This window comes from Bordetella genomosp. 8 (genome assembly GCF_002119685.1).
Classification (GTDB): Bacteria; Pseudomonadota; Gammaproteobacteria; order Burkholderiales; family Burkholderiaceae_B; genus Bordetella_C.
On sequence record NZ_CP021108.1, the window covers coordinates 5,017,155 to 5,042,342 of the forward strand.

The following is a 25,188-nucleotide window of genomic DNA, read 5'->3' on the forward strand; positions in this document are numbered from 1 at the left end:
CGCCCCATGGTCAGGGGCCTGGATGCGCGCCGCGCGAGACCGGTACGATCGATACCCTTAAGGAATCCGATGCCTGAGGAGAGGATCGCATCATCCCGCGGTCCGGACACCGGGAAAAATCGTATGCTCAGGGCACCATGGTGCGCACGCATCCCGGCACGACGACGGAGATGACGCCGGCCCACTGGCACATGCAGCGCGAGTTGTTGTCCAGCGCCGGCAAGCCGCCCACCAGCACGGTGGGCGCGCCCGGCAGCCAGGGCGCCTCGACGATGGGAATGCATGGCATGGGCGTCAGCACGCCCATGGCGGCCGTGGTCGCCGCCTCCACTTCCGGATTCGCCAGCGACATGCACATCAGGAAGGGCGTGATGTTGAGCAAGGGCTTGTTGTCCTCGATGTTGGCGGCGGGCCGCCCTTCGACGAGCACGCGCGACTCGGGCTCCACGATCAACGTGGACGGCGCGGTGCCGAACGTGCACATCAACTCGGCGCCTAGTACGACGGGCAAGGCCATGTCAGTTTTGCTTCACCGACGTGCCGTCGTCGGCTTTCCTGGGATGATCGGGCGCGGTGGTTGAGCCGCCGGGCCCGCTGCCGGCGGCGCCACCCGAGTTCAACAGCACCATCGGGCCCGATATCTGCACGCCGGCGGGCGTCACCGATACGAAGCTGTCGCCGACCTTGAGCGACAGCATGGCCGCGGCCTCCAGGACCAGCGTCGCGCCGGCCTTGACGTGCACGAGCTCGCTCTTGACCACGTATTTTTCGCCGGCTTCATGGACGATGGCCAGGCTGGCGTTCAGCGACACGTCGCGCGCGCGCGTCAGCTGGCTCTCGCCGACGGTGACGTGCTGCGATTTCGCTTCGACCAGATGGGCGTTCTTCACGATCGTGTGGGCGTCGTTCCCCACGTAGGCCAGGCTGTCGCGCTCGATATAGTTATCCTGGTTGCCGTCGGTGTAGAGCAGGATCTGCAGCTTGTCGTCATTGAAGCGCAGTTCGTTGCGCTTGCCGGCATTCTTGCCACCCGTGCCCTGCGTATAGAGGGTCGACACCGCGGCGGCATCGGGCAAGACGTAAGGCGGCTTGTTCTTGCCGTTGTAAAGGCCGCCCACCACCAGCGGCTTGTCGGGATCGCCGTTCAGGAAATGGACCAGGACCTCGTGATCCTTGCGGGGCAGGAACATGGCGCCCCAACGGCCGCCGGCCCAGGGCTGCGCGGCGCGCACCCAGCAGCGTTGCATGATCCTGCTGGCCGCGGGCGGATTGAATTGCTCCCAATGGAACTGCACCTTGACGCAACCATGCGCGTCGGTGGCGAAGTCGTCGCCGTCCGGCGCCACGACGGTGGCGGTCTGCGGACCGACGTTGGGAACGTACGCCCACGGCGCCGGATAGTAATGGCTGTAGCGCGGGATCGCCGCGAACCGGCAATCGAACAGCGCGCGATGCCGGCGGCCCGCCGCCTTGCGCGCCAGGAACCGCTGTCCATCGTTCATCCGGTACTTCACGTCGGTGACCAGGTAATCGCCGTCCTGGTCCGCGCACGGATGGCCGGACAAGCCGAACCAGCCGCCGGCGGCCATGCCCAGGGCGGTGGCGCGGCCACGCACCCGCGCCGAGCGTGCCAGATGCGTATCGAGCTGAACGCGGGCATAGCGCTTTCCCACGGCGTCGTCCACATACCAGCGTGCCGGCTCCTGGTGCCCGTATTCCTTGTCTCCCGCCGGGTCGTCGGCCTTGGCCTTCAGACCTCCGGAAGCGCTGCGGCCGACATTCAAATAATCGAAGGCATTGGCCTCGCTCAATCCCGCCACGACGCGCCGCGATGCATGCCAGTCGTAGACGGCATCGGCGGCGGGCCCACCGTCCGAATCCCGCCTGACATGGTCGAACGGGATCGTCCGGTAGTCCTTGATGGCTTCATGCTGCTGCGTATCGTCCACCAGGACCAGCTTGTCCGTGCCATCCTGCTGGTGCTCGAAGTAATAGTAGATGCCTTCCCGTTGCAGCAGGCGGTTGAGGAAGTTGAAATCCGTCTCGCGATACTGCGTGCAATGGTCCAGCTTGGGATAGGACCGGGTGCAGGCATTGCGGAACTCGACCTTGCGCTCGTCCAGCAGCAACCGGACGATATCCGGCACGGACTGGTCATGGAAGAAGCGGCAATGCGAAGACCGCGTCAGGCGCCATACCGTCGGACGGACGATCGCGCGATAGGCCTTACGGGGCAGTTCGGCATTTTTTGTCAGCACGCCCAGCTCCAGCAGGCTGAACTGCGCGACGATCCCGTTCAGGAAGCGGTCGCCGCGCTGCCCCCGCACGGTGATGGAGACATTGCTGCCGAGGAACCTGGACGACGGCTCCCCGTTCGCGCAGGAAAACAGGATCTTGATCTTGTAGGGCCGGCCCAGGCGCTCGCGGCCTTTCACGTCGTGCAGCAGGGTGTCGGCCGGAAGCCGGGCGCCGGTTATCCGCAAGGGCCGTTCGCCCTGCGCGTCACTCGCCATCGGCAGCCTCCGTGCTTGCGTCGCTGAGCGCATAACGGAATTCGCCTTCGCCGGCATCCACGCGGATCTCGCGCGGCGCCCGCCCTTGCTTGCGCCACTCCAGCAGGCGCCGGCCGACGCCGGGCAATACCGCCTGCATCAGCACCGCGTCGACCAGGCGCGCGCCGCTCTGCCTTTCGGTGCAGCGCGCGGTGATCTCGTCGACCACCGCATCCGTGTAGGAGAAGGACAATGCGTCGCTGCCATGCAGGCGTTGTGCCAGGCGGTCTAGCTGCAGCTGTACGATGCGGCGCAGGTTCGCCGGGGCCAGCGGGTAATAGGGAATGGCGGTCATCCGGCCCAGCAGCGCGGGCGGGAATACCTGCAGCAGCGGCGCGCGCAGCGCCTCCAGCAGCTGTTCGGGTGCGGGGTATGGCACATCGTCCACGCACAGGCGTTCGATCACGTCGGAGCCCGCATTGGTGGTGAGCAGGATCAGGCAGTTGCTGAAGTCGATCACCCGCCCTTCCCCGTCTTCCATCCAGCCCTTGTCGAACACTTGATAAAAGACCTCATGCACGTCGGGATGGGCTTTTTCCACTTCGTCCAGCAGCACGACGCTGTAGGGGCGGCGACGCACGGCCTCGGTCAGGACGCCGCCTTCTCCGTAGCCGACGTAGCCGGGCGGCGCGCCCTTCAGGGTGGAAACCGTATGGGCTTCCTGGTACTCGCTCATGTTCAGGGTGATGACGTTGTGCTCGCCACCGTAAAGCACGTCGGCCAGGGCCAGCGCGGTCTCGGTCTTGCCGACGCCGGATGGGCCGGCAAGCAGGAACACGCCGACGGGACGGCCAGGGCGGTCCAGCCCGGCTCGCGCCGTCTGGATGCGGCGAGCAATGCATGCGGTGGCCGCGGGCTGGCCGACGATGCGGCGGTCGAGTGCCCTGTCGAGCTCGAGGAGGCCGTCGATTTCGTCGTTCAGCATCCGGCCCACGGGGATGCCCGTCCAATCCTGCACGACGGCGGCCACCGCGTGCCGGTCCACGCAGGCGGCCACCAGGGGCTGGTCGTCCTGGGTCGATACCAGTTCGGCCTCCAGCCACGCGAGCTCGGCCAGGCAGGCCTGCGCGGGATCGCCGCCATCGGCGTCCGCCCGGGTTTCCTGTCCGCCCTCCTGCCCAGCCCCCGGTCCAGTCCCCGGCGCGGCTCCCGGTGCGGCTTCTGGTGCGGCTTCGATCAGCTTGGCGCGGCACCGGGCAATCCGGGCGACCAGATCCGCTTCCGCGTTCCAGCGCGCTTCCAGCGCCATGCGGGCCTGCTCCTCGAGCACCAGCGCGGCCGCGATGTCGGCCGCGCGCGTGCCATCGCCCAGGCCCAGCGCGGCCTCGCGCTCCAGGAGGGCCAGTTCGGCGCGCAAGGCGTCGATATCGGCGCGGCGGCGGTCCAGGGCAGCGGGCGTGGCATGCCGGCTGACCGCCACGCGCGCGCACACCGTATCGAGCAGGCTGACCGCCTTGTCGGGCAATTGGCGATCGGGAATGTAGCGATGGCTGAGCCGTACCGTCGCACGCAGCGCGTCGTCCAGGATATGGACGCCGTGGTGCGACTCCATGGGCGCCACCAGGCTGCGCAGCATGCGCAGCGCCTTCTGTTCGTCAGGCTCGTCGACGGCGACCGGCTGGAAGCGCCGCGTCAGGGCCGGGTCTTTCTCGATATGGCGTTTGTACTCGGCCCACGTCGTCGCGGCGATGGTGCGCAAAGTGCCTCGCGCCAGCGCGGGCTTGAGCAGGTTCGCCGCGTCGCCGGTGCCTGCCGCGCCGCCTGCGCCCACCAGCGTATGCGCTTCGTCGACGAACAGGATGATGGGCTTCTCCGCGGCCTGCACCTGGTCGATCACCTGGCGCAGGCGCTGTTCGAATTCGCCCTTCACGCCGGCGCCGGCCTGCAGCAGGCCCACGTCCAGCGTGCGCAGCGCGACATCGCGCAACATCGGCGGGACGTTGCCCGCCACGATGCGCTGCGCCAGGCCTTCGACCACGGCGGTTTTGCCGACACCGGCCTCGCCCGTCAGGATGGGATTGTTCTGGCGCCGGCGCAGCAGGATGTCGATGACCTGGCGGATTTCGTCGTCGCGGCCGACGATGGGGTCCAGCTTGCCATCGCGGGCCAGCGCGGTCAGGTCGACGGTGTAGCGTTGCAACGCCTGCTGGCCGGGCTCCTGCCCCGGCAGCGATCCTGCGTGCTGGGCGGGCGGGTTGCCCTCCGGCAGGCCATCGGCGCCAGCCGCGGCCTCTTCCGGCGAACCGCGCAGCCAAGTGCCGAAGCCCTCGCCCAGGGCGGCGTCGTCGATGGCCGCGAACTGGCGCGAGATGCCGATCAGCGCGCGCCGCAGCGATGGGGTGCGCAGCATGCCCAGGACCAGGTGCGCGGTCCGCACCCGGGCTTGCGCGTACTGCAGCGACGCGTACATCCAACCGCATTCGGCCGCTTCCTCGATCTGGCCGGAAAGATCCAGCATCCTGCCCGCGCCGGGCGGCAGCCGGTCCAGCGCGCCCGTCAGATCGCGCGCCAACGCGGCGCTGTCGACCTGGAAATGGCGCAGGATGCGCAACAGGTCCGAGTCATGGAGCTGCAGGACCTGATGCAGCCAGTGCTCCAGCTCGACGTGCGCGTGCCCGCGCAGCTTGCAGAAGGTCGTGGCGCTTTCCATGGCTCGATAGGCGAGCGGGGAGAGTTTGCCGAATAAAGCAGCGCGGCTGATATCCGCCATATGTCAAAGTCCTTGGCCGCGCCGGTCAGCGCGTGTGTAAGTGTTTTCGCGCGGCTGGATGCGCACGGCCGGCGTTACGCCAGCCGCCGTGCGGCGGCCCAGCCAACTGGTGTATGCCAGCCGCGCGTGGCCATCCAGCCGCATGCATGCCGCGGCTGCGCGCGTCAGGCGCAGTTCGATGTCCCATTCCAGCAGGCCGCCGGTGTAGAGACGGACCCAGTCGACCAGACGTCCGTGGCTGGCCGTGCCGGGCAGCAGGCGCCGCATATCGTCGGCCCCAACCGGCCCTATCAGTACGCGGAATTTGCTTTGCCGGTCCCACACGCGCTTGCCGATGACCAGGCCGCGGCCCAGCGAGCGCGGGGGCACCCTGCTCCCCAACCGGGTGCGGTCGTCAGCGCCCAGCCGCAGCCAGGTACCGACGAACTGCCGGATCCGCACGGGTACGCCGAAGTACTGGCCCAGCAGCAGCCCCAGGCCGCTGGCGTGGCGGGTACGCGTGGACAGCAGGCCGCAGAATTGCAGCCTGTCCAGCAGGTCTCCCGCATCCGTCGCATCCCGCGCGCCCGCCTTCGCCGCGCCCGTGTCGGACCAGCCGCACAGGCTGGCGACGTAGTAGCCATAGCCGGTGCGGGCAGGCCGCCGCGGGTCCAGCCCGACCACGGGCTGGCCGGCGGCCCAGGCCCGATAGAACAGGCTTAGCTGCCGATGGTGGAACACGTCGGCGAACGCGGCGAGCGTCGCATCGCCGGCGTGGGCGATGCGGTTGTGCACATACTCGGCCAAGTGCAATGGCATAGGGCCGTTGGCGCCGAACAGGCCACCCACATTCACCGACAGCCGCGCCGGCCCGCCATCGCCGCCCGGCTGGTAGGCGTTCAGTTCGGCCGCGACGAAACCCAGGCGCGGCCGCTGGCCGATCCTGACCGCATCGTCGCGGGGATGCTGCGTATAGCCCAGCCGCGGCCGGTCGCGATGCGCGGCCTCGATGAGCCGCAGCGCCTGGAAGAAACCGAAGCGGCGCGTGTCACGCGCCAGCAGGCCGTCGGGGCCTACAGCATGTGGCACAGGCCCTCCTTGCCGGCCCACCGCATGATCTCGCCCCGTGCGGGCGTGCGAACGAGGGTTTCGGCAAAGTGGTTGATCGACACATAGCCCGCGAAGAAGGCCTGCAGCACGGCGGAAAGAAGAAAGGCGCCGCCACCCTGGAACGCGCCGTCGTCCAGGGTCAGGGTGACTTCCAGGCCGCGCCCGAACGCAGCGCGCCCGGGCATGGGCAACCTGCGGGTAATGCCGCGCGATCGCACGCCGGCGATACCGGATATCTGCCGCCTGCCGACGACGTCGGTCTCATGGCAGTACAGGTCCAGCAGCTCGCGTATGCCACACCCGTCCGCGCCGTCGTCGTCGAACAGCGAACGGTGATTGAGCGCCAGGTGGTTCAGCAGGCGCCAGGTCGAGGCGTTCGCCGTCATGCCGGGCCGCGGTTCGCTCGGCCCGGCGACGCAGCGGATGCTGCGCACCGGCATTTCGTCATCGAAGAAGAAATCGGTGGCACCCACGCCCACCGGCATCGACAATGGGAGGTCGCGGTTGGTGCACCACGCGTCTATCCCCAGCTGCCGGATGTCGTCGCCCAGCGGGGCGGCGTCCATGTCGAGCAAGGCGATGAACACATCGCTGCCCAGGTAGCGCGAGCGCGGACCATCACGCAGCTCCCTCTGCGTCGCGCGGCGCGGTTCGCGGCGCAACTGGAAGAACCCTCCGCCGCCACGGCGCTGCGCCTCCGGGTCGCGGACCCGGAAGAAAGGCTCGAATGTGCGTGGCGGGGTATCGGATGCGCCATAACCGTGAGCCGCCTCCACGCCATGGATCTCCAGATCGATCGGCCGGCTGCGATCCGGTACGACATGGAATTCGAACTTGCCCGGATCCAGGATGAGCCGGTCGGAACGGCAGGGAAACAGGTTGATCGCCGGCGTGCAGTTCAGGCAGAAGTTCGACGGGCCGACGACGCGGTCGAGATGCGGGTCGTGGTTGTCGAGCAGCAGCACGACGTCGAAGGCGGATCCGTCGCGGCCACGCAATGCGTCGGCCAGGCCATGCAGCTCGACGAACAGATAGCGCTCCGGGAAAGCGAAGTACTCCTGCAGCAGCCGGTAGCCACGAAAGGCCTGGCGGGAAGGCGGCAGCAGCGCCTCCTGGTCGGACAGCCCGGCCGCCGTGACGCAGCCTTCGCCCAGGGGTACGAGCCAGCCTCTCGCGGCGGTCCCCGTGCCGGCAGTCGCGGGCGACGCGGCGGGCGCCGACAGCCAGCCCTGGATGACGTGGCCCACCAGGAGTTCGTACAGCCGGGATGGCAGCGCGTCCGCGCCGCGCAGGAACAAGGCCAGCTTGTCCATCGCCAGGGACCGCGCGGGTATGCCGCCCGGCAAAGAGAACCGCAGGCGCAACATGGCTTCCGGCCGCCGGCCATTGTCCATGCGGGCGCCGTTGATGCCGCCCATATAGGGCGTGTATTCGGCGGCATCGAGGCGCAGCGGCCAGAGCGTCACATCGTGGGCGGTCCGGTACTCGCAGCGCGTCGTGCCGAACTTGTCCAAATGGCTTTTCAAGGACGTACCGCGCGCGACCCGATAGCCGCGCGCCAGGGCGGGATGCCCCCACTCGGGCTGGAACTGGATCACCGCCATGGAGGGCGTGGGCGCGAGAAACCGCGGGTAGATCATCTCGGCCAGATGCCGCGTGAAGCGCGGGAACTCGGCCTCCAGCCGCATGCGGGTGCGCGCGGCCAGGAAGCTGAAGCCTTCCAGCATGCGCTCCACATAAGGGTCGGCGCATTCGAAGCTTTCCAGCCCCAGGCGCCCGGCGATCTTGGGATAGGCCGCGGCAAACTCGCCACCCATCTCGCGCAGATAGCGCAGCTCCTCGCTGTAGTAACGCAGGAATTCCGGATTCATTCACGCCCCCTCATTCACGACCCTGTGTGGCGCCAGGGTCGACCACGATCTGGCCGTTTTCCAGATCCAGCTCGGTCATCAGGTACAGGCGTTCGGGATAGGGTTGCGCCCAGAGATCGCCCTCGACCAGGAAGGCCATGGTGTTGTGCCGGGCGTCCTGGTCGGGCGTCACGGGCGATACCTTGAGCGTGTCCGCCAGGATCCTCGGCTCGAAGCGCCGCAGGGTCTCGGCGATGTCCGACGCCAGCCGCAGCCTGTCGACGTTGGACGCGACCTTGCCGGCGTAGTCGGGCAAGCCCGCGTTCAATACGGATCCGGCGATCTCGGGATACGTTTCCAGCCCGCTTTGCGCTCCGGGGGTATGGAGCCGGCGCGCATTGAGCAGTTGGCGCACGTCGCGCAGCACGCCTTCGCGCAGCTGCCGCAGCGAGATCACCCTGTGCTCGCGCGATTCCAGCGCCGATCCAGGGTTGAGGTCGGTGAGCCTGTCGAGTAGCGCCGGCTGCAGCCGATTCCTGCTGACGAGTTCGGTCATCTCTCGTGTGCAACCATCAGGTGATGAAACGATGGGAAGGCGGCCGGACCGCCTTATCGGCGGCCCGGCCGTACCGGCTGGCGCTCGGATAAAGCGCAACCCGGTTCAAGCCGCCTGTCAGAGGGCTTCGTGCGTGACGCGGTCGTAGCCGCGGGTGCCGGTGGGTTTGAGCGTGCCGTCGTCGGTCACCTCGAAGGTATCGATCATGATCCGCTTGTAGTCGATGGCGAAGTTATCGACGCCGCCTACCGAACCGGGTTGGAAATCGATGATGTAGCAGTTGCTGAGTGTCCATTTCTCTGCGATCGTCGGCTTGCTCTCGCCGTCCCGCGTGTATTGGTAGATGGTGATCTCGGGCACCTCCAGCCGCTTGTCGAATGCGGAAGCCAGCTTGGGCGTCGCCGCCGACGTGGGCTTGGACACGACGACGTCGCTGTACACCACGCTGCCCGGGCGCATCTGGCCGCCCATCTTCAGGCGGCCGGCGTTGCCGGACTGGTAGTTGGCATGGAACAGGTCGACCTGCTTTTCCGCCCCGGCCAGCTCGGAAGCGCCGGGAATGTCCTTGCCGAAATCGCCGGTCCAGCGAATCGGTTGCTCTCTATAATCCATGTCGCTCATGCGTGACTCCTGATACGTGATACGCAAAAAATTGCCGAACATCGGAGCCAGCGGCGGATATGCCGCCGGCCCCATACGGCGGCGCCATGACGCGTCCGACGTATTTACTTCCCTTCGACGGCGGGAAGCTTGCTGACCAACCGCAGCGAAACGGTCAGCCCTTCAAGTTGGTAGTGAGGCTTCAGATATATCTTGGACGTGTAGAAGCCAGGATTACCCTCAACTTCCTCGACCGTCACGGCCGCGTCGCTGAGCGGCTTCATGGCCTTGACGAACTCCGACGACTGCGTCGGCATGCCGTCCATGTATTTCAGGATCCAGCGGTACAGCCAGCGCTGCATTTCTTCCTTCGTCTTGAAGGAGCCGATCTTGTCGCGCGCGATGCACTTCAGGTAATGCGCGAAGCGGCAGCAGGCGAACAGATACGGCAGCCTTGCGGACAGGTTGGCGTTGGCGGTGGCCTCCGGATCGTCGTATTCCGTCGGCAGCTGCAGGGACTGCGCGCCGATGAAGGCGGCGGTGCCGCTGTTCTTCATGTGCACCAGCGGCAGGAAACCCGCCTTGGACAATTCGGCCTCGCGGCGATCGCTGATGACCACCTCGGTCGGGCAGATCACGTCGACGCCACCGTCGTCGGTGGGGAACATATGCACCGGCAGCCCGTCCACCGCACCGCCCGACTCCACGCCGCGGATGCGCGAGCACCAGCCGTATTCGATGAAGGATCGATTGATGTTGACGGCCATGGCGTACGCCGCGTTGGCCCAGGTGAAGCGTTCCGGTTCTCCCGAGCCGGTGTCTTCTTCGAAGGCAAACTCATCCACCGGATTGGAGCGCGCGCCGTACGGCGTCCGGGCCAGGAACCGCGGCAAGGTCAGGCCGATGTAGCGCGAGTCCTCGGATTCGCGCAGCGCGCGCCAGGCGGCATGTTCCGGCGTCTGGAACAGCTTGTTGATATCGCGCGGGTTGGCCAGGTCGCGCCAGGATTCCAGCAGCATGACCGACGGCGATGCGCCGGCGAAGAAAGGCGTATGGGATGCCGCGCAGATCCTGGCGATCTGCGTCAGCAGGTCGACGTCGCGCGCGCTGTTGTCGAAGTAATAATCGCCCACCAGGGCGCCGTAGGGCTGGCCGCCGAACTGGCCGAACTCTTCTTCGTAGATCTTCTTGAAGAAGGGGCTCTGGTCCCACGCCGAGCCCTTGTATTTCTTCAGGGTCTTGTGAAGATCCGTCTTCGAGACGTTCATCACGCGGATCTTCATCTGCTCGCTGGTTTCGGTGTTCGACACCAAGTAGTGCAAGCCGCGCCACGCGCCTTCGACGCTGCGGAACTCGGCGCAGTTCAGGATCCCGTTGATCTGGAGGGTCAGCTTGCGGTCGATCTCGGCGATCATGGCCTGGACGGTGTCCATGACATCAGCCGAGATCAGCGTCGCGTCCTTGAGGGCATATTCCGCCAGGGTGGTGATGGACTGCTCCACCGCACGCTTGGCCTCATCGTTCTTCGGCTTGAATTCCTTCAGCAACAGGCTGGAAAAATCGCTGCTGGCGCCTTCGATCTCCACCTGCCCCTTGGCCTGTTCGGCCGCCGCCACTGCTTCACTCATGTTCTAACCTCGTATCCTGGGGAATTCACGATTGGGGTGCCGCGCCTTCCGGCTCGCCGGAAGCTGGCGCCTGGCCGGCGCCGGCATCGTCGCCTTCCCCGCCTTCGCCTGGCGTGGCCGGTTGCGCGAGCGTCTGCATCAGCGCCGGATCCGACAACAGCCTGGACACCATGTCTTCCGCGCTGACCTTCCCATCCATATAGGTCATCAGGTTGGCCAGGTGGCTGCGTGCTTCCAGCATCCGGCGCAGCGGTTCGACCTTGCGCGCGATGGCCGCGGGCGAGAAATCGTCCATGCATTCGAAGGTGATATCCACGCCCAGGTTGCCCTCGCCGGTCAGCGCGTTGGGCACCGACGTGGCCACGCGTGGCTTGATCGCGGCCATGCGATCGTCGAAGTTTTCGCTGTCGATCTCCAGGAACTTGCGCACGGCGACCGGCGGCAGCGCTTCGAGCGACTGTCCGGACAGGTCGGACATCACGCCCATGACGAAGGGCAGGTTCACCTTCTTTTCCGCACCGTTCACCTCGACTTCGTACTCGATCTGCACACGGGGCGGACGCATGCGTCCGATGGACTTCTGACTGTTTTCCTTGGCCATCCGGAATATCTCCGTTAGTGGGTTGAATAAGCTTCCGACGGATCGATGCCGGGTTGAGACACCTCGGGGCGAATGCCGAGAAGAATGCCGATCTCCGCGGATCCCTGCGGCGCCAGCTCGGACATGAGCTCGAGGAAGTTCATGGGGATGAGTCCCTTGGCGCGCTGGAGCAGGACAGGCACGGGGCTGCCAGGCTCCTGTTGGGCGTAGTACTCGCAGATGCGGTCCAGCAGGCGCGCGACATCATCGCGGCAGCGGATGTCGCCGTCCGCGCCGGCATGGGTGCCCGCATGTATGCCGTCGTGCATACCGCCATGAGCGCCGCTGGCTTCGTCGTCGGCAGCCGGTCCGTCCATGTCGGTTTCCTGACCCGCCGGGCGGCGTCCGGACCGCAGCACATCGGGATGGCGCGACAGGTAGTCGCGCATCACCCTGGCCGCATGGCGCAAGACCCGGGGCAGCTTCTCCACGGCCAGCGCGTGGCCCGGTTCGACGCGTCGAGACAGCAGGTCGTCGATGCGTTCGAGGCTGGCGCAGGCCTGCTCCAGCCAGGCCAGGCAGGTTTCGATATCCGCGCGGCTGGCGGCGTGCACGGCAGCCTCGATGGCTTCCGGCTCCGGGGCGGTTTCGCCCTGGCGCGGGGTAAGTTCGCCTGTGACGAGTTCGATATCGCGCGGCGTCACGGCGCCGAAGCCCGCCGCGCGCACCAAGGCCGCCAGCCGCGCCTGGCGCAGCAGGCCATCGATGTCGTCGAGTTCGACGAGGATGTTCAGGCGCTCGACCGGATCGTTGTCTTCGTCCAGGGCGGGATGCAAATGTTCCCAATGGCGTTCGATGCAGGCCTCGAGCAGCGCCAATCCGTCGAGCAGGCCGGCATGTCCATGCAGGCCGGTCAGGCAACGGACGTTCCACACCAGCACGCGCAGGTCGCGAGTGCGCGCCAGCAGCTTCAGTACCGCCGGCCCGGCCGATCGCCAGTCGGGATCGGCGGCGTCGATGCGCATATCGCCGTATTCCACCGCCGTCGTGCCCTGCATGAGGCGGGTCAGTTCGATGTAGTCGGCGTCGTACTGCAGGTCGGGACCGCAAGGCGCGTCGGGCGCGATGTCGCCCAGATACGCGTCCAGGTCCATGGCGCCTGCGCGCTGTCGGGCGTGCCCCGCATCCTTGCCCGGCACGTCCCGCGCGACGCCGTGCGCCAGGCCGGAGGCCTGCGCGGCCTCCGGTGGCGCGGCGTCATCCTGATGCGCGGCTCGCTCGGTAAGTACATCTTGAACAGACACGATAATGTCTCTCTGGGACAGCAGCACGCTGGCTTGTGACTGGGGCTGCATCGATACGAAGCGAGTCGCTTCGATCTGGCGATGCGGGTTGCGCGAGGCACATCCTGTGGGATGCACGCCGACGAACGAAACTTTACGTGCGCGGCAAGGTCGCAAGAATCCGAGAAATCTGAGGACGTCGAAAAATCGCGCGCATGGGATCGCCGCATGTTGCGCGTCGATCACTTTGAGATTTATCGGCAGGCCACGATCGCGGCACGCCGCTATGTTTTCGTCTCAGGCAATCCTGCCCGACCGCAACATGACGGAGACATCGATGCCCACGACGATCGACGACCCTAGACTCGCCCGCATGCGCCTGGCGCGCAACCAGGTATTGGGAACGCGCCAATACCTGAAGGACGATGGCGATTACAGGGAACGCGCCTTCCAGCGCTATCTGCGCATATGCCGCCCACCCCGTGGCCAGGACACCCGCAACTTCCAGGCCATGGTGACGCTCCTGACGGATGCACGCGTCACCATCAACTTCAATGCGGCGACTTTCTTCACGGCGGAGTGCCCCTACGAAAGCTATATCAACTGCTTCGAACGCGCCGCCCAGGGCCTTGCGCCTTCCCATTCGATCAAGCAACGGGACCAGGTCGAGACGCGCGTGTTCGATTATCCCGGGAAGGACGAATACCATGCCGCGCTCGGCGCCGGCAGGAAAGCCGCGCAGGTCCGAAGGCAGATCCAGCACTACGCCGCCGACTGGCAGCGCTATCCGATGATGCGACCGCGTTATGGCGCTCTGGACTTCGCCTACTGCGTCAACGGCGGCGTGGGCAGCGAGTACTACGGCAAATCCTTCTTCATCCTGGAGGACTACATCAAGGCGGCCAGCAGTTACTCGCATACGGACTCCTTTTTCGTCGAACAGGACTTCCGCGCGCGGCGGGCCGAATACGGCGGCGTGGCTCCCCAGGCGCACCAGGCCATCGCGTTGTTCCACGAGATGCCCAAGCTGCTCTACTACTGCCATCCCTTCATGCTGAAGCAGATATATCGCTATGCCAGTGGCGCGGCCAGCCGCGGCAGCGAACTGAGCCTGCCCGGCGTCCATGATGGCAAGCTGAACTACATCGAGTGCCAGATGCAGTCGGACGTGCAGTTCTCGCGCGACGTGCGGGGCATGGTCATCTCGCACAGCGATATCCGGACCGCGGTCGCGGCCTACCGCAACAAGGGCTACCAGGGCTACCAGATGCAGAAGTTCGCGCAGCGCTTCGCGCACCGGCATGGATTCCCCGTCCGCTTCGTCGCCTGAGCGCATCCGGGATGGCGGCCGCCTCGGCGGGCTAGAATCGAGGCGCCGAGTCCAAGCCAGCCGCCCCTGATCCGCCATCCGCGATGCCTCACGATTTTCCCTATCCGATCCATCAAGCCGCCGCCGGCGACCTGGCGCATGCCGTCCATGGCGCCGGCCAGCCGGTCGTGCTGGTGCACGGATCGCTCTGCGATCTGCGCTATTGGAAAGCGCAGGTGCCGGCGCTGTCGCGCGACTTCCGCGTGTATTCCCTGAGCCTGCCTGGGTATTGGCCGGCACCGGCGGACACCGACCTGGCGGGCTTTTCCGTCGAGGACCATGCGGATGCCCTGGCGGCCTTCATCGACCGGCATTGCGGCGGGCATGCGCACGTCGTGGGACATTCGCGCGGCGGACGCGTCAGTTTCGAGCTGGCACGCCGGCATCCGGACAAGGTGGGCGCGCTGGTGCTCGCCGATCCCGGGCTGGTGCTGAGCGAGCATGACGACAACCGGGACGATTTCCGCCGCAGGGCGCTGGAATGCATACGCGCCGGCCGGATCGAACCCGGGCTGGCCCTGTTCATCGACACGGTCAGCGGCGAAGACACCTGGCGCCGCATGGTGCCGTGGTTCAAGGACATGGTGATCGCCAACGCGCATACGCTGACGGCGCAGGCGCATGAGGCGTCCTACATGCTGACGCCGGCGGACGCCGGCACGGTGCCGCACCCGGCATTGCTGATAGGCGGGGCGCTCAGCCCGCCTCCCTACCCCGCGGTGCTGGATGCCTTGCAGGATTGGCTGCCGAACGCGCAGTCGGTGCGGATCGCGGGTTCGTCCCATGGCATGAACCTGGGGAATCCGCGCGCCTTCAACGAAGCGGTCCGACGTTTCCTGACGGCCTAGGCGTGCTTCCTGGCTGGCGGCTTGGGGGGCGGGCTTAGCCGCCGGAGCCGCGGATGCTGTCCAGGGTAAGCCTGCCGCTGAACAAGTCTTCCAGCCGCTTGGAACGCGCGGGCAAGGGCGGCGGCAGTCCGGTGTCGGGCCGTTCGGCGGGCGGCGTAGCGGGACTTATCCCCGGTTTCAGGCGCACCCCGTAGAACGCCGGACTGCGGGATGGCGTGTCCGTGCTGACGGTTCGCGCCGGACTGGACAGCGATCGCGTCGTCCAGGTGCCATGCGAGCCGGGGGAATCGTCGACGCCCGTCGTGCTCGTCATGCCTGTCATGCCTGTCATGCCGGTGATGCCGGTCATGCCCGTCATGCCCGTGGCCATGACCGGCCGCAGGTCCAGCCTGGCCAGGCTGGCACGGGGCCCGCCGCCCGGGCGCGTGCCGATTACCGTCGCCTTGTGGGTACGGGCGTGCATCAGCCGCCCCACCAGCCGGCTGATCGAGCGTGCGGCGCGCGTGACGCGCCCCTTGCACGTCCGGAATACGCGCGCGCCCAGCCGGCCGCGCGGCGTCTCGATGCCGGCCATGCCTGCCGCGCCCAGGGCGGACGGCGAGGCGCCGGTTAACTGTATAGCCATACGATGAATCTCCAAGGCCCTGCCATGAAAGGGCGTTCTCCGCTCGACGACCGAGTTCCGGCGGGATGCTGTTGCGGGTCGGCGTCCATCCTCGGGCGCGCGGGGCGGTGCGCCGGCAAGCTGCCGGAAGGACGCGGCCTGTGCCACGACGCGCGGATCACGCGCGCCGGGCGCAGGCCGCATGCGAACCGGCCACTGTATCGTCGCCAGGATTTCCGGTCTGTCAGGCCTGGCCGCGCAAGGACCGGCACGCCGCGCGTCCCGCGACGGAAACGCCGCCCGGCAAGCTTCCTGCACGGGCAGCCATTCGTAGGACTGTTTGACCACATGTAGGACCAACTAACCCACCAAACCCACCCAACACCTTTACAACCTCGATCCGGACCCGCATGCCGCGCGGCGGGCCGCTCCGGCATGGCCGCGTGGTAAAACACCGGCGACGGCCCGCCGGCGGCGCCCTCCCCCATCCCCATACGGACCGAAGCATGACCACCCTTTCCGCCACCGTGTGGCAGACCCTGCAGGAAGAGTTCTCCGATATCGCCGACGCGCAGGCCTATACGCGCATCGTCACGCGGCTGCTCATTGCCGTGCTGCTGGGCGGCCTGATCGGCTACGAACGCGAACGCAGCGGCAAGGCCGCCGGCCTGCGCACCCATATGCTGGTGGCCCTGGGCGCGGCGCTGTTCGTATTGGCGCCGCAGCAAGGCGGGATGGAGGTCAATGACCTGAGCCGCGTGCTGCAGGGCGTGATCGCCGGCATCGGCTTCCTGGGCGCCGGCGCCATCATCAAATCGAGCGCCGAAGGCGAAGTCCGCGGCCTCACCACCGCGGCGAGCATCTGGCTGACGGCGGCGATAGGCATCGCGGCGGGCATGGGCAAGGAAGTCGTGGCCATCGTCAGTGCCCTGATGGCGCTGGTGATATTGGATGTGCTGCACCGGGTGGAGCGACGCATCAACGGCAGCGCGGCGAATCCGCGTCCGGGTTCGGACGGCCAGGCCTGACCTGCTGATTTCGCCCCGCCCGCCCGTATCTCCGCGGTATCGCCGCGGCCATCCCCTCAGGCGGATACCTGCCGGGCAACGATCTCGCCCAATACCCGCATCGCGTCTTCCAGCGTGTCGTCCCACGGATGGCCGTAGTTCAGCCGCAGGCAGTCGCGAAACTCGCCGCGCGGCGAAAAAATGGGCCCCGGCGCAACGCTGATGCGCTGCTCCAGGGCCGCGCGATAGACGGCCAGGGCATCGGCGCCGGGCGGCAGTTGCACCCACAGGAAATACCCGCCCTGCGGGCGCGACGCGCGCGTACCTGCGGGGAAATAACGCGCCAGCGCCGCCATCATCATCTGTTGCTGGCGCGCCAGGGTCAGGCGCAGCTGGCGCAGATGGCGGTCGTAGCCGCCGTGGTCCAGGTACTCGGCCAGGGCCAGCTGGTTGGGGCTGGGGGAAGCCAGCGTCGTCATCAGCTTCTGCCGTTCCACGTCACGCGCATAGCGTCCGGCGGCGACCCAGCCGACCCGATAGCCCGGCGCGAGGCATTTCGAGAAAGACGCGCAGTGCAAGACCAGGCCTTCGCGGTCATAGGCCTTGGCGGGCAGCGGCCGCACCCGCCCGAAATACAGCTCGCCATAGACGTCGTCCTCGATCAGCGGGATGCCATGCTGGGCCAGCAAGGCCACCAGGGCCTGCTTGCTGGCGTCCGGCATCAGGCTGCCGGTGGGATTCTGGAAATTGGACATGATCCAGCAGGCGCGCGGGCGATGGCGCTCGATGGCCTGCGCCAGCGCGTCCAGCTGGATGCCGGTGCGCGGGCTGGTCGGCACCTCCACGGCATGCAGCTTCATGCGTTCCAGCGCCTGCAGGGTGGCATAGAAGGCCGGCGACTCGATCAGCACCGTGTCGCCCGGCCGCGTGACCGCCAGCAGGGCAAGCTGCAGGGCTTCCATCGCGCCATTGGTGATGACCAGGTCGTCGCCCCGCACGTCCATGCCGTCGATCAGGTAGCGCACGGCGATCTGCCGCCGCAGGGCGGCATTGCCCGTGAACATGTCGGCGATGCTGCTGCGCGGGTGCATGCGCCGCAGGCCCGCCTTCAACGAGGACGCCAGGCGCATCAAGGGAAACAGCGTGGGCGAGGGGAAGGCGGAGCCCAGGGGGACGGTATCGGCGTCGCGTACCGATCCGAGGACGTCGAAGACCAGATCGGCGACGTCCACCTGCGCGGCGCCGCCATCGGGACGCGATATCTCCGGCTCGGGTGGCGCACGCCGCGTCGGGCTGACGTAATAACCGGAGCGGTCGCGCGCCTGGATGTAGCCGCGCGACTCAAGAAGGTAATACGCCTGGAATATGGTGGACACGCTGACGCGCCGCGCGGCGCTGGCCTGGCGCACGGACGGCAAGCGATCGCCCGCCCGCAGCGTGCCGGCTTTGATCGACCTGGCGATATCGGCGGCGACCGCTTCGTAGCGTTTGAGGGGCGCGCCCGAGGTGGAAGGGGAATCTGGCATGGCTGCTAAGGTAACAATTCCCACATGCCGGCGCGACAAAAGCGCCGTTTTGTTGTCGATTTGACCATACCCACCGCCTTGCGGGGCCTGGCCTGCCTGGGAGACCGGGTGCCGGGCACGATACTTGCTACTACGGCGCCCGCCGCGATACATGAAGTAACGTGCGGTACTATTTCTTCCGCCGCTGCGATAAGGCGAAGCTTTCAACCGGAACTCCATGCAACTGTCCCCCAAGAACGACGACATGCCCGTCCACCTGGGCATAGCGATCCTCAGCGTGTTGATACTGGCCATCGACATCGTGACGCCGCTGGGCGTGGCGATCTGGGTGTTCTACATGCTGCCGGTCGTGCTCAGCGTCTTCCAGCGCAACCGTTACGTCCCGCTGATGGTCGCGCTGCTGGAACTGGTGTTCATCATTGCGGGCACCTTCCTGCCCTTGGGCGGCAATATCCCGACGCAGAACCTGATCAACCGCAGTTTCGGCCTGGTGACGATGTTCACCGCCGCGCTGCTGTGCATGCAGGTCATCTCGGCACGGCTGAACGCGCAGCGGCTGATGTGGCTGCAGCAGGCCGAGAACGCGCTGGCGCAGGACCTGCTGGGCGAACAAAGTGTGCAGGATATCGGGCAGAACGCCCTGCGGGCGCTGGCCAGGGTCACGAACGCCCAGGTGGGCGCGATGTACCGGCTGCACCGCGGCGCCCTGTCATGGGTCGGAGGCTATGCGCGCGACCAGGCCGAGACGCCCGATGCCATGCCGGGCCGCGGCATGGCGCTGGAAGTCGCCAACCAGGGCACCCCCCTGGTCGTGCGGGACCTGCCGCCGGATTACACGCGTGTTTCGTCCGGCACCGGCGAAGCCGCGCCGCGCGTCCTGGTGCTTGCCCCCATCACCGCAGACGGACGCGCGCAGGGGGTGGTGGAACTGGGATTCCTGCAGGACGGCGGCGATTTCGAGCGCGAGCTGGAGTTGTTGCGTACCGGCGGCGAGGTCATCGGCGTCGCCCTGCGCTCGGCCCTTTACCGTGAGCACCTGAAGGAGCTGCTGGAAGAAACGCAGCGCCAGAGCGAAGAACTGCAGACGCAGCAGGAAGAGCTGCGGGTCTCCAACGAGGAGCTGGAAGAACAGGGCCGTGCGCTGCGCGAATCGCAGACCCGCCTGGAAGAACAGCAAACCGACCTGATGCAGAGCAATGCGCGGCTGGAAGAGCACACGCAGCGCCTGGAGCAGCAGAAGCGCGAATTGCAGCGGGCCCGCGCCACGCTGGAAACCAATGCGCGCGAGCTGTCCCGCGCCAGCCGCTACAAGTCGGAATTCCTGGCGAATATGTCGCATGAGCTGCGCACGCCGCTGAATAGCTCGCTGATCCTGTCGCAGATGCTGGCCGATCCCAAATCGGCCAACATGGCGCCCGGGGAGATACAACGCTACGCGCGCACCATCCATGCGTCGAACGCGGATCTGCTGACCTTGATCAACGACATCCTGGACCTGTCCAAGATCGAGGCGGGCCACGTGGACATGGCGCCGGAGACCGTGTCGGCCGCCGGCGTGCTGGAACCGCTGCGCCAGATGTTCGAGCCCATCGCCGCCGGCAAGCAGCTGGATTTCCGCATCGACATCCACGATAGCGCGCCGGCCACCTACGTGACCGACGCCGCGAAGCTGCAGCAGGTGCTGAAGAACCTGCTGGCCAATGCCTTCAAGTTCACCGAGCGGGGTGAAGTGGTGCTGACCGTAGGGGGCGCGGCCGACGGGCGCGTGGCCTTTGCCGTCAGCGATACGGGCATCGGCATCCCGCCGCAACAGCAGGAAGTCATCTTCGAGGCGTTCCGCCAGGCCGACGGCACCACCAGCCGCAAGTACGGCGGCACCGGGCTGGGGCTGTCGATCTCGCGCGAACTGACACGCCTGCTGGGCGGCGAGTTGCGCGTGGAAAGCGAGGCCGGCAAGGGCAGCACGTTCACCGCCGAAATCACCGCCGACCTGGCCGCCCATCTGGCCGCCACCGAACAGCAGGCAGCCACCACCGCCGACGCCGCGAGCCCGCACAGCGAGGCCGAAGCGGGCGCGGACCCCGCCCTGCCCGCCGCCGCGGGCGCCCGGCCCGGCGCGGCGTCGTCCGCCGACGGCGCTGGCATGCGTGCCGCCTTCGCGCGCTTCGATCGCCACCAGCGCGCCGAGGCCGGGGAAGTCGCCCCACGCGCGGCGGCCGGCCCCGCCGGCGCCGGCGAACGCACGCTGGGCCCCGCGCCCAACATCGGCGTCTTCCGGCCGGCGCGCGGCGATATCGAGGAACGCCGCCACGAGCGCATGGTGATGGTGATCGAGGACGACGAGCGCTTCGCCGACATCCTGTACGAACTGGCGCACGAACTGGGCTTCGATTGCGTGCTGGTCTCGCACGGCGCGGAAGCGATGCGCCTGGCGCGCGAGCTGCGTCCCAGCGGCATCCTGCTGGACGTGGGCCTGCCCGACCAATCGGGCCTGAGCGTGCTGGACCAGCTGAAGCAGGACCCGAGCACCCGCCACATTCCCATCCACGTCGTATCGGTGGCTGACCACATACAGACGGCGCTGGAGCTGGGCGCGGTCGGCTATGCGCTGAAGCCGGTGGCTCGCGAGGAACTGGTGGAAGCCTTCAAGCGTGTCGAGGAAAAGTTGCAGCGGCGCGCCAGCCGCCTGCTGGTGGTGGAAGACGATCCCGACCTGCGCGCCAGCATTTCGCTGCTGCTGCAGGCCGACGATATCGAGATCACCACGGCGGGCACGGTGGCCGAGGCCCTGGAACACCTGGCCGCGCGCACCTTCGACTGCATGGTCATGGACCTGATGCTGCCCGACGCTTCGGGCTACGATCTGCTGGAACAGATGGGCGCCGGCCGCAAGTATGCCTTCCCGCCGGTGATCGTCTACACCGGCCGCGCGCTGACGCGCGACGAAGAACAGCGCCTGCGCCGCTATTCGCGTTCCATCATCATCAAGGGCGCCAAATCGCCGGAACGGCTGGTGGACGAAGTGACGCTGTTCCTGCACCGGGTGGAAGCGACCCTGCCACCGGACCAGCAGAAGCTCCTGATGCAGGCACGCCAGCGCGACATGGTGTTCGAAGGCCGCCGCGTCCTGCTGGTGGAGGACGACGTGCGGAATATCTTCGCCTTGTCCAGCGTGCTGGAACCGCTGGGCGCCAAGCTGCTCGTGGCCCGCAACGGCCGCGAGGCGCTGGACGCGCTGGCCAAGGACGCGCACGTGGACATCGTGCTGATGGACCTGATGATGCCGGAAATGGATGGCCTGACCGCGACGCGGGAAATCCGCAAGCGGCCGGAATTGCGCGACCTGCCCATCATCGCCCTGACCGCCAAGGCCATGACGGATGACCGGCGCAATTGCCTGGAAGCGGGCGCCAACGACTATATCTCCAAGCCGATCGACGTGGACAAGCTGATTTCGCTATGCCGAGTCTGGATGCCCAAGTAAGCGGCCCCGCCGCGATGGACGCGCTGTTCGACCTGGAGCTGAAGCTGCTGCTGGAAGCCGTCTACCTGCGCTACCAGCACGACTTCCGCGGCTACGCCGTGGCGTCTATGCGCCGACGCGTCAAGCAGGCGATGACGCACTTCGACTGCGACACGGTCAGCCAGCTGCAGGACAGGGTCCTGCACCAGCCCGAGATTTTCGCGCGCATGCTGCAGTACTTCACGGTACAGGTCAGCGAAATGTTCCGCGACCCGGACTATTTCCAGGCCGTTCGCGAACACGTGGTGCCGGTGCTCAAGACCTATCCGTCGGTGAAGATCTGGGTGGCGGGCTGCAGCAGCGGCGAGGAAGTCTGGTCGCTGGCCATCCTGCTGGATGAAGAACAGCTGCTGTCGCGCACGCTGATCTACGCCACCGACATCAACACCGAAGCGCTGCGCCAGGCCGAGAGCGGGATCTACCCCGTGGACCGCATCGCCCAGTTCAGCCGTAACTACCGGGACAGCGGCGGCACGCGCTCGCTGTCGGATTACTACACCGCCAACCTGCATGACGCCCGTTTCGACCGCCGGCTGCGCGAGCAGATCGTATTCGCCGATCACAGCCTGGCGACCGACAGCGTGTTTTCGGAAGTGCATTTCGTCTCCTGCCGCAACGTGCTGATCTACTTCAACCGGGAACTGCAGGATCGCGCGGCGCAACTGTTCCATGAGGCGCTGATACGGCGCGGATTCCTGGGATTGGGAACGCGCGAAAGCCTGCGCTTTTCCTCGCAGGCCGGCCGGTTCACGGAAGTCGCGCCGCGCCAGCGCATCTACCAACGCCTATGACGACCGCCGCCCCGCCCTCCTCCCCCGCGATAACGCTGGTCGCCATCGGCGCATCGGCCGGCGGCGTGGACGCCATCGGCACCGTGCTGGAGGCCCTGCCGGCCGATTTTCCGGCGGCGATCGCCATCGTCCTGCATCTGCCGCCAGACCGGCACAGCCTGCTGGCCGAGCTGTTCGCCGCCCGCTGCGTCCTGCCGGTCAAGGAAGTGGAAGACAAGGAATTCATCGTGCCCGGCATGGTCTATATCGCGGCGCCCGACTACCACATGCTGGTCGAGCCGGACCGTTCCTTCGCGCTGTCGCAGGACGAAGCGGTGAACTTCTCGCGGCCGTCGATCGACCTGCTGATGGAATCCGCGGCCATCGCTTACCGCGAGCGGTTGCTGGGCATCGTATTGACGGGCGCCAGCCAGGACGGCGCCGCCGGGCTGCAACGCGTGCGCGCGCTGGGCGGGCAGGCCTGGGTGCAGGATCCCGATAACGCGGACTCTCCCGCCATGCCGGCCAGCGCCATCGCGCAGGCCGGCGCGGACCGCATCATGGACAAGGCCACGCTGGCGCTCGCGCTGGCGGCCTTAGGCAAAGACCCTAGAAAAAACGGAAATCGACCGTGACTGAAAGCGTCAACATCCTGGTGGTCGACGACATCGCCCAGAACCTCGTGGCGGTGGAAGCCCTGCTGGCCAGGCCAGGCATCCACATCCTGCAAGCGCGTTCCGGCGTGGAAGCGCTGGAGCTGCTGCTGGTACACGAAGTCGCCCTGGCACTGATCGACGTGCAGATGCCGCAGATGAACGGCTTCGAACTGGCGGAACTGATCCGCGGCAGCGAGCGCACCCGCAGCGTGCCGCTGATCTTCCTGACCGCCGGCACCAAGGAGCGCGAAGCGCATTTCCGCGGCTACGAGGCCGGCGCGGTGGATTTCCTCTACAAGCCCCTGGACGCCGACGTGCTGATCAGCAAGGTCAATGTCTTCGTCGAGATGCACAACCAGAAGAAGCTGCTGGCGCGCCAGCTGGAGGAACTGCGCCAGGCCCTGACGCTGAACGAGATGTTCACCGCGGTGCTGGGGCACGACCTGCGCAACCCGCTGTCAGCGGTGCTGCACGGATCGGAGCTGCTGCTGCGCGGCTCCAGCGATCCCAAGGTGCAGACCAATGCCCAGCGCATCCGCTTCAGCGCCGGCCGCATGGCGCGCATGGTGGAACAGCTGCTGGACGTCGCGCGCATCCGTTCGAACGGCCTGGTGTTGCAGCCGGTGCGCAGCGATTACGCCGGCGTCTGCCGCGCCATCGTGGACGAAATCGCGGATCCCGCGCAGCGCGAACGCGTGCAGCTGCACGTCCAGGGAGACTGCCACGGCGATATCGACGTGGACCGCTTTTCGCAGGTGGTGTCGAATCTGCTGGGCAACGCCTTGCAGCATGGCGACCCCGCACATCCGGTGCTGATGCGCATCGACGGCATGGCGCCGGACCGCATCGTCGTGCAGGTCGCCAACCAGGGCGTCATCCCCGCCGACCAGTTGCCCAATCTGTTCAACCCCTTCCATGCCAGCCTGGAAAGCCGCGCGAGCAAGAACGGCCTGGGCCTGGGGCTTTATATCGTGAAGAAGTTCATCGATGCGCACGGCGGCACGGTGAACGTGCGGTCCACGCGCGCCGACGGCACCGTGTTCGAGATCGTCATGCCGCGCGCGAGCGGCGGCGGCGCAGCGTAAACAGGCGCTTGAAGCCCAGCCACTGCTGGGCCAGGAAGGTTTCGCCGTAATCGTGGCCGCCGGCATCCGGCAGCTGGTCGGCGATGCCCGTGGGGCCGAACTTGCCGTCGAAGCGGCCGGTGCGGAACAGGACGTCCCATATCGGAAAGATCACGGCGTAATTGCTGCCCACCACCTTGCCGGTGGGCGTGGTTTCGTAGGCAATGCCGTGGTGCTCGCGATGGAAGCGCGGGCTGACCAGCAAGCGCTCGCCCCAGCGGCCGAAATGCAGGCGCAGGTTGGCGTGGGAAAAGCTCTCGACCAGCTGCAGGATGGCGACGATGGCGACGAACTGCGCGGGCGGCACGCCGATCAGCTGCGACACCACCACGATCACGATGTCGTGCAGGACATCGTCCAGCAGATGGTTGCGGTTGTCGCTCCACATGGTCATCTGCCGCTGGCTGTGATGCACGGCGTGCAGCGCCCACATCCACTCGAAGGTGTGCTGGGCGCGGTGATACAGGTATTCGACCAGGTCGAAGATGAGCAGGTAGATCGCCAGGCTGATCAGCGGATTGTCCGTCACGCCGGGCCACAGCTGGTCCAGCTGCAGGGTCGACAGGCCCCACACATGCAGGGTGCCGAAGATGCCGTCCCAGAAGGGATCGATGGCGAAGAACAGCGCGACGCGGAACACGCCCAGGCGATGGATGACGGTGTACAGGATATCCAGGCGCACGGCGCGGCGGTCGGTCACCGCCTCGACCGGCCGCCAGCGCTGCAGCGGCCCGATCACGCAGATCAGCACGGCAATCTGCAGCAGGCCGGCGATCAGCCACAGGGTGGCGTCGTAGGCGTCTTCGATGACGCCGGACAGCCCGAGCTTGTACAGCACGGGCTGGATGACGGACTCGAACAGCCCTTCCTGGGCCATGCCGATGAGATGATTGAACGTATCCATCGCGAAAAA

General features: G+C 67.0%; 20 protein-coding genes. 7 read left to right on the top strand and 13 right to left on the bottom strand.

The genetic code is table 11. The features are described from left to right. Positions 1-127: 127 nt before the first annotated feature. From CAL12_RS22685 to tssA, 10 genes are all read right to left on the bottom strand, one after another. Positions 128-517: a DUF4280 domain-containing protein gene (locus CAL12_RS22685; protein WP_086066680.1), complete on the bottom strand. Its 390-nt coding sequence runs from the start codon at positions 515-517 to the stop codon at positions 128-130. A 1-nt stretch (position 518) separates the two neighbouring features. Next, on the bottom strand, positions 519-2,513 hold the full coding sequence (locus CAL12_RS22690; protein ID WP_157793089.1) for a type VI secretion system Vgr family protein: 1,995 nt from the start codon (positions 2,511-2,513) through the stop codon (positions 519-521). Next, positions 2,503-5,262: a type VI secretion system ATPase TssH gene (gene tssH / locus CAL12_RS22695; protein WP_086066682.1), complete on the bottom strand. Its 2,760-nt coding sequence runs from the start codon at positions 5,260-5,262 to the stop codon at positions 2,503-2,505. Before tssH ends, CAL12_RS22690 begins: the two co-directional genes overlap by 11 nt. Positions 5,263-5,265: 3 nt before the next feature. Next, a complete protein-coding gene (tssG, locus tag CAL12_RS22700) occupies positions 5,266-6,330 on the bottom strand; it encodes a type VI secretion system baseplate subunit TssG (protein WP_086066683.1) in 1,065 nt (354 codons plus the stop codon). Then, positions 6,315-8,222 (bottom strand): type VI secretion system baseplate subunit TssF, encoded by a 1,908-nt coding sequence (gene tssF, locus CAL12_RS22705; protein ID WP_086066684.1) that lies wholly within the window; start codon positions 8,220-8,222, stop codon positions 6,315-6,317. Before tssF ends, tssG begins: the two co-directional genes overlap by 16 nt. A 10-nt stretch (positions 8,223-8,232) precedes the next feature. Further along, a complete protein-coding gene (tssE, locus tag CAL12_RS22710) occupies positions 8,233-8,757 on the bottom strand; it encodes a type VI secretion system baseplate subunit TssE (RefSeq protein WP_086066685.1) in 525 nt (174 codons plus the stop codon). A gap of 117 nt (positions 8,758-8,874) precedes the next feature. Next, a complete protein-coding gene (locus tag CAL12_RS22715) occupies positions 8,875-9,378 on the bottom strand; it encodes a type VI secretion system tube protein Hcp (RefSeq protein ID WP_157793090.1) in 504 nt (167 codons plus the stop codon). A 104-nt stretch (positions 9,379-9,482) separates the two neighbouring features. Then, positions 9,483-10,985, bottom strand: coding sequence for a type VI secretion system contractile sheath large subunit (gene tssC / locus CAL12_RS22720; RefSeq protein WP_086066687.1), 1,503 nt, complete (start codon positions 10,983-10,985; stop codon positions 9,483-9,485). Between the two features lie 25 nt (positions 10,986-11,010). Next, positions 11,011-11,586, bottom strand: coding sequence for a type VI secretion system contractile sheath small subunit (gene tssB, locus CAL12_RS22725; RefSeq protein ID WP_086066688.1), 576 nt, complete (start codon positions 11,584-11,586; stop codon positions 11,011-11,013). Between the two features lie 14 nt (positions 11,587-11,600). Further along, entirely contained in the window at positions 11,601-12,869 is a 1,269-nt protein-coding gene (tssA, locus tag CAL12_RS22730) for a type VI secretion system protein TssA (RefSeq protein ID WP_157793091.1), read from the bottom strand. A 316-nt stretch (positions 12,870-13,185) separates the two neighbouring features. Here tssA and CAL12_RS22735 point away from each other — a divergent pair, with 316 nt between their 5' ends. Next, the gene (locus CAL12_RS22735) at positions 13,186-14,178 is read left to right on the top strand and encodes a DUF3626 domain-containing protein (protein WP_157793092.1); all 993 of its coding nucleotides are present in this window, start codon (positions 13,186-13,188) and stop codon (positions 14,176-14,178) included. 83 nt (positions 14,179-14,261) lie between these two features. Continuing rightward, positions 14,262-15,065 carry an alpha/beta fold hydrolase gene (locus CAL12_RS22740; protein WP_086066690.1) on the top strand — a complete coding sequence of 268 codons (804 nt, stop codon included), beginning with the start codon at positions 14,262-14,264 and terminating at the stop codon, positions 15,063-15,065. Between the two features lie 34 nt (positions 15,066-15,099). Here CAL12_RS22740 and CAL12_RS22745 read toward each other — a convergent pair whose 3' ends face one another. Beyond that, positions 15,100-15,690, bottom strand: a complete 591-nt coding sequence (locus CAL12_RS22745; protein ID WP_086066691.1) for a hypothetical protein — start codon at positions 15,688-15,690, stop codon at positions 15,100-15,102. 485 nt (positions 15,691-16,175) lie between these two features. Between CAL12_RS22745 and CAL12_RS22750 the strand changes: the two genes are divergently transcribed. Beyond that, positions 16,176-16,697, top strand: coding sequence for an MgtC/SapB family protein (locus tag CAL12_RS22750; RefSeq protein WP_086066692.1), 522 nt, complete (start codon positions 16,176-16,178; stop codon positions 16,695-16,697). Positions 16,698-16,753: 56 nt separating this feature from the next. Here the strand turns inward: CAL12_RS22750 and CAL12_RS22755 are convergent, their stop codons facing one another. Further along, entirely contained in the window at positions 16,754-18,202 is a 1,449-nt protein-coding gene (locus CAL12_RS22755; protein WP_086066693.1) for an aminotransferase-like domain-containing protein, read from the bottom strand. 217 nt (positions 18,203-18,419) lie between these two features. On the opposite strand from CAL12_RS22755, the gene CAL12_RS22760 reads away from it, so the two are divergent. The 4 genes from CAL12_RS22760 to CAL12_RS22775 are packed head-to-tail and all read left to right on the top strand — an operon-like array spanning position 18,420 to position 24,236. Further along, entirely contained in the window at positions 18,420-21,686 is a 3,267-nt protein-coding gene (locus CAL12_RS22760; RefSeq protein ID WP_198298304.1) for a response regulator, read from the top strand. Then, entirely contained in the window at positions 21,662-22,516 is an 855-nt protein-coding gene (locus CAL12_RS22765; protein WP_232464604.1) for a CheR family methyltransferase, read from the top strand. The genes CAL12_RS22760 and CAL12_RS22765 overlap by 25 nt, the downstream gene beginning before the upstream one ends. Beyond that, positions 22,513-23,130 carry a chemotaxis protein CheB gene (locus tag CAL12_RS22770; protein ID WP_086066695.1) on the top strand — a complete coding sequence of 206 codons (618 nt, stop codon included), beginning with the start codon at positions 22,513-22,515 and terminating at the stop codon, positions 23,128-23,130. The genes CAL12_RS22765 and CAL12_RS22770 overlap by 4 nt, the downstream gene beginning before the upstream one ends. Beyond that, positions 23,127-24,236 carry a hybrid sensor histidine kinase/response regulator gene (locus tag CAL12_RS22775; protein ID WP_086066696.1) on the top strand — a complete coding sequence of 370 codons (1,110 nt, stop codon included), beginning with the start codon at positions 23,127-23,129 and terminating at the stop codon, positions 24,234-24,236. The genes CAL12_RS22770 and CAL12_RS22775 overlap by 4 nt, the downstream gene beginning before the upstream one ends. On the opposite strand, the gene CAL12_RS22780 is transcribed toward CAL12_RS22775, so the two are convergent. Next, a complete protein-coding gene (locus CAL12_RS22780) occupies positions 24,202-25,179 on the bottom strand; it encodes a sterol desaturase family protein (protein WP_086066697.1) in 978 nt (325 codons plus the stop codon). The two genes, CAL12_RS22775 and CAL12_RS22780, sit on opposite strands and share 35 nt — an antisense overlap. Positions 25,180-25,188 lie beyond the last annotated feature (9 nt).

Coding starts and splice junctions, on each gene's coding strand:
- CAL12_RS22685 (WP_086066680.1), bottom strand. CDS start 517: ATGGCCTTGCCCGTCGTACTAGGCGCCGAGTTGATGTGCACGTTCGGC.
- CAL12_RS22690 (WP_157793089.1), bottom strand. CDS start 2,513: ATGGCGAGTGACGCGCAGGGCGAACGGCCCTTGCGGATAACCGGCGCC.
- tssH (WP_086066682.1), bottom strand. CDS start 5,262: ATGGCGGATATCAGCCGCGCTGCTTTATTCGGCAAACTCTCCCCGCTC.
- tssF (WP_086066684.1), bottom strand. CDS start 8,222: ATGAATCCGGAATTCCTGCGTTACTACAGCGAGGAGCTGCGCTATCTG.
- tssE (WP_086066685.1), bottom strand. CDS start 8,757: ATGACCGAACTCGTCAGCAGGAATCGGCTGCAGCCGGCGCTACTCGAC.
- CAL12_RS22715 (WP_157793090.1), bottom strand. CDS start 9,378: ATGAGCGACATGGATTATAGAGAGCAACCGATTCGCTGGACCGGCGAT.
- tssC (WP_086066687.1), bottom strand. CDS start 10,985: ATGAGTGAAGCAGTGGCGGCGGCCGAACAGGCCAAGGGGCAGGTGGAG.
- tssB (WP_086066688.1), bottom strand. CDS start 11,586: ATGGCCAAGGAAAACAGTCAGAAGTCCATCGGACGCATGCGTCCGCCC.
- CAL12_RS22735 (WP_157793092.1), top strand. CDS start 13,186: ATGCCCACGACGATCGACGACCCTAGACTCGCCCGCATGCGCCTGGCG.
- CAL12_RS22740 (WP_086066690.1), top strand. CDS start 14,262: ATGCCTCACGATTTTCCCTATCCGATCCATCAAGCCGCCGCCGGCGAC.
- CAL12_RS22745 (WP_086066691.1), bottom strand. CDS start 15,690: ATGGCTATACAGTTAACCGGCGCCTCGCCGTCCGCCCTGGGCGCGGCA.
- CAL12_RS22750 (WP_086066692.1), top strand. CDS start 16,176: ATGACCACCCTTTCCGCCACCGTGTGGCAGACCCTGCAGGAAGAGTTC.
- CAL12_RS22755 (WP_086066693.1), bottom strand. CDS start 18,202: ATGCCAGATTCCCCTTCCACCTCGGGCGCGCCCCTCAAACGCTACGAA.
- CAL12_RS22760 (WP_198298304.1), top strand. CDS start 18,420: ATGCAACTGTCCCCCAAGAACGACGACATGCCCGTCCACCTGGGCATA.
- CAL12_RS22765 (WP_232464604.1), top strand. CDS start 21,662: ATGCCGAGTCTGGATGCCCAAGTAAGCGGCCCCGCCGCGATGGACGCG.
- CAL12_RS22770 (WP_086066695.1), top strand. CDS start 22,513: ATGACGACCGCCGCCCCGCCCTCCTCCCCCGCGATAACGCTGGTCGCC.
- CAL12_RS22780 (WP_086066697.1), bottom strand. CDS start 25,179: ATGGATACGTTCAATCATCTCATCGGCATGGCCCAGGAAGGGCTGTTC.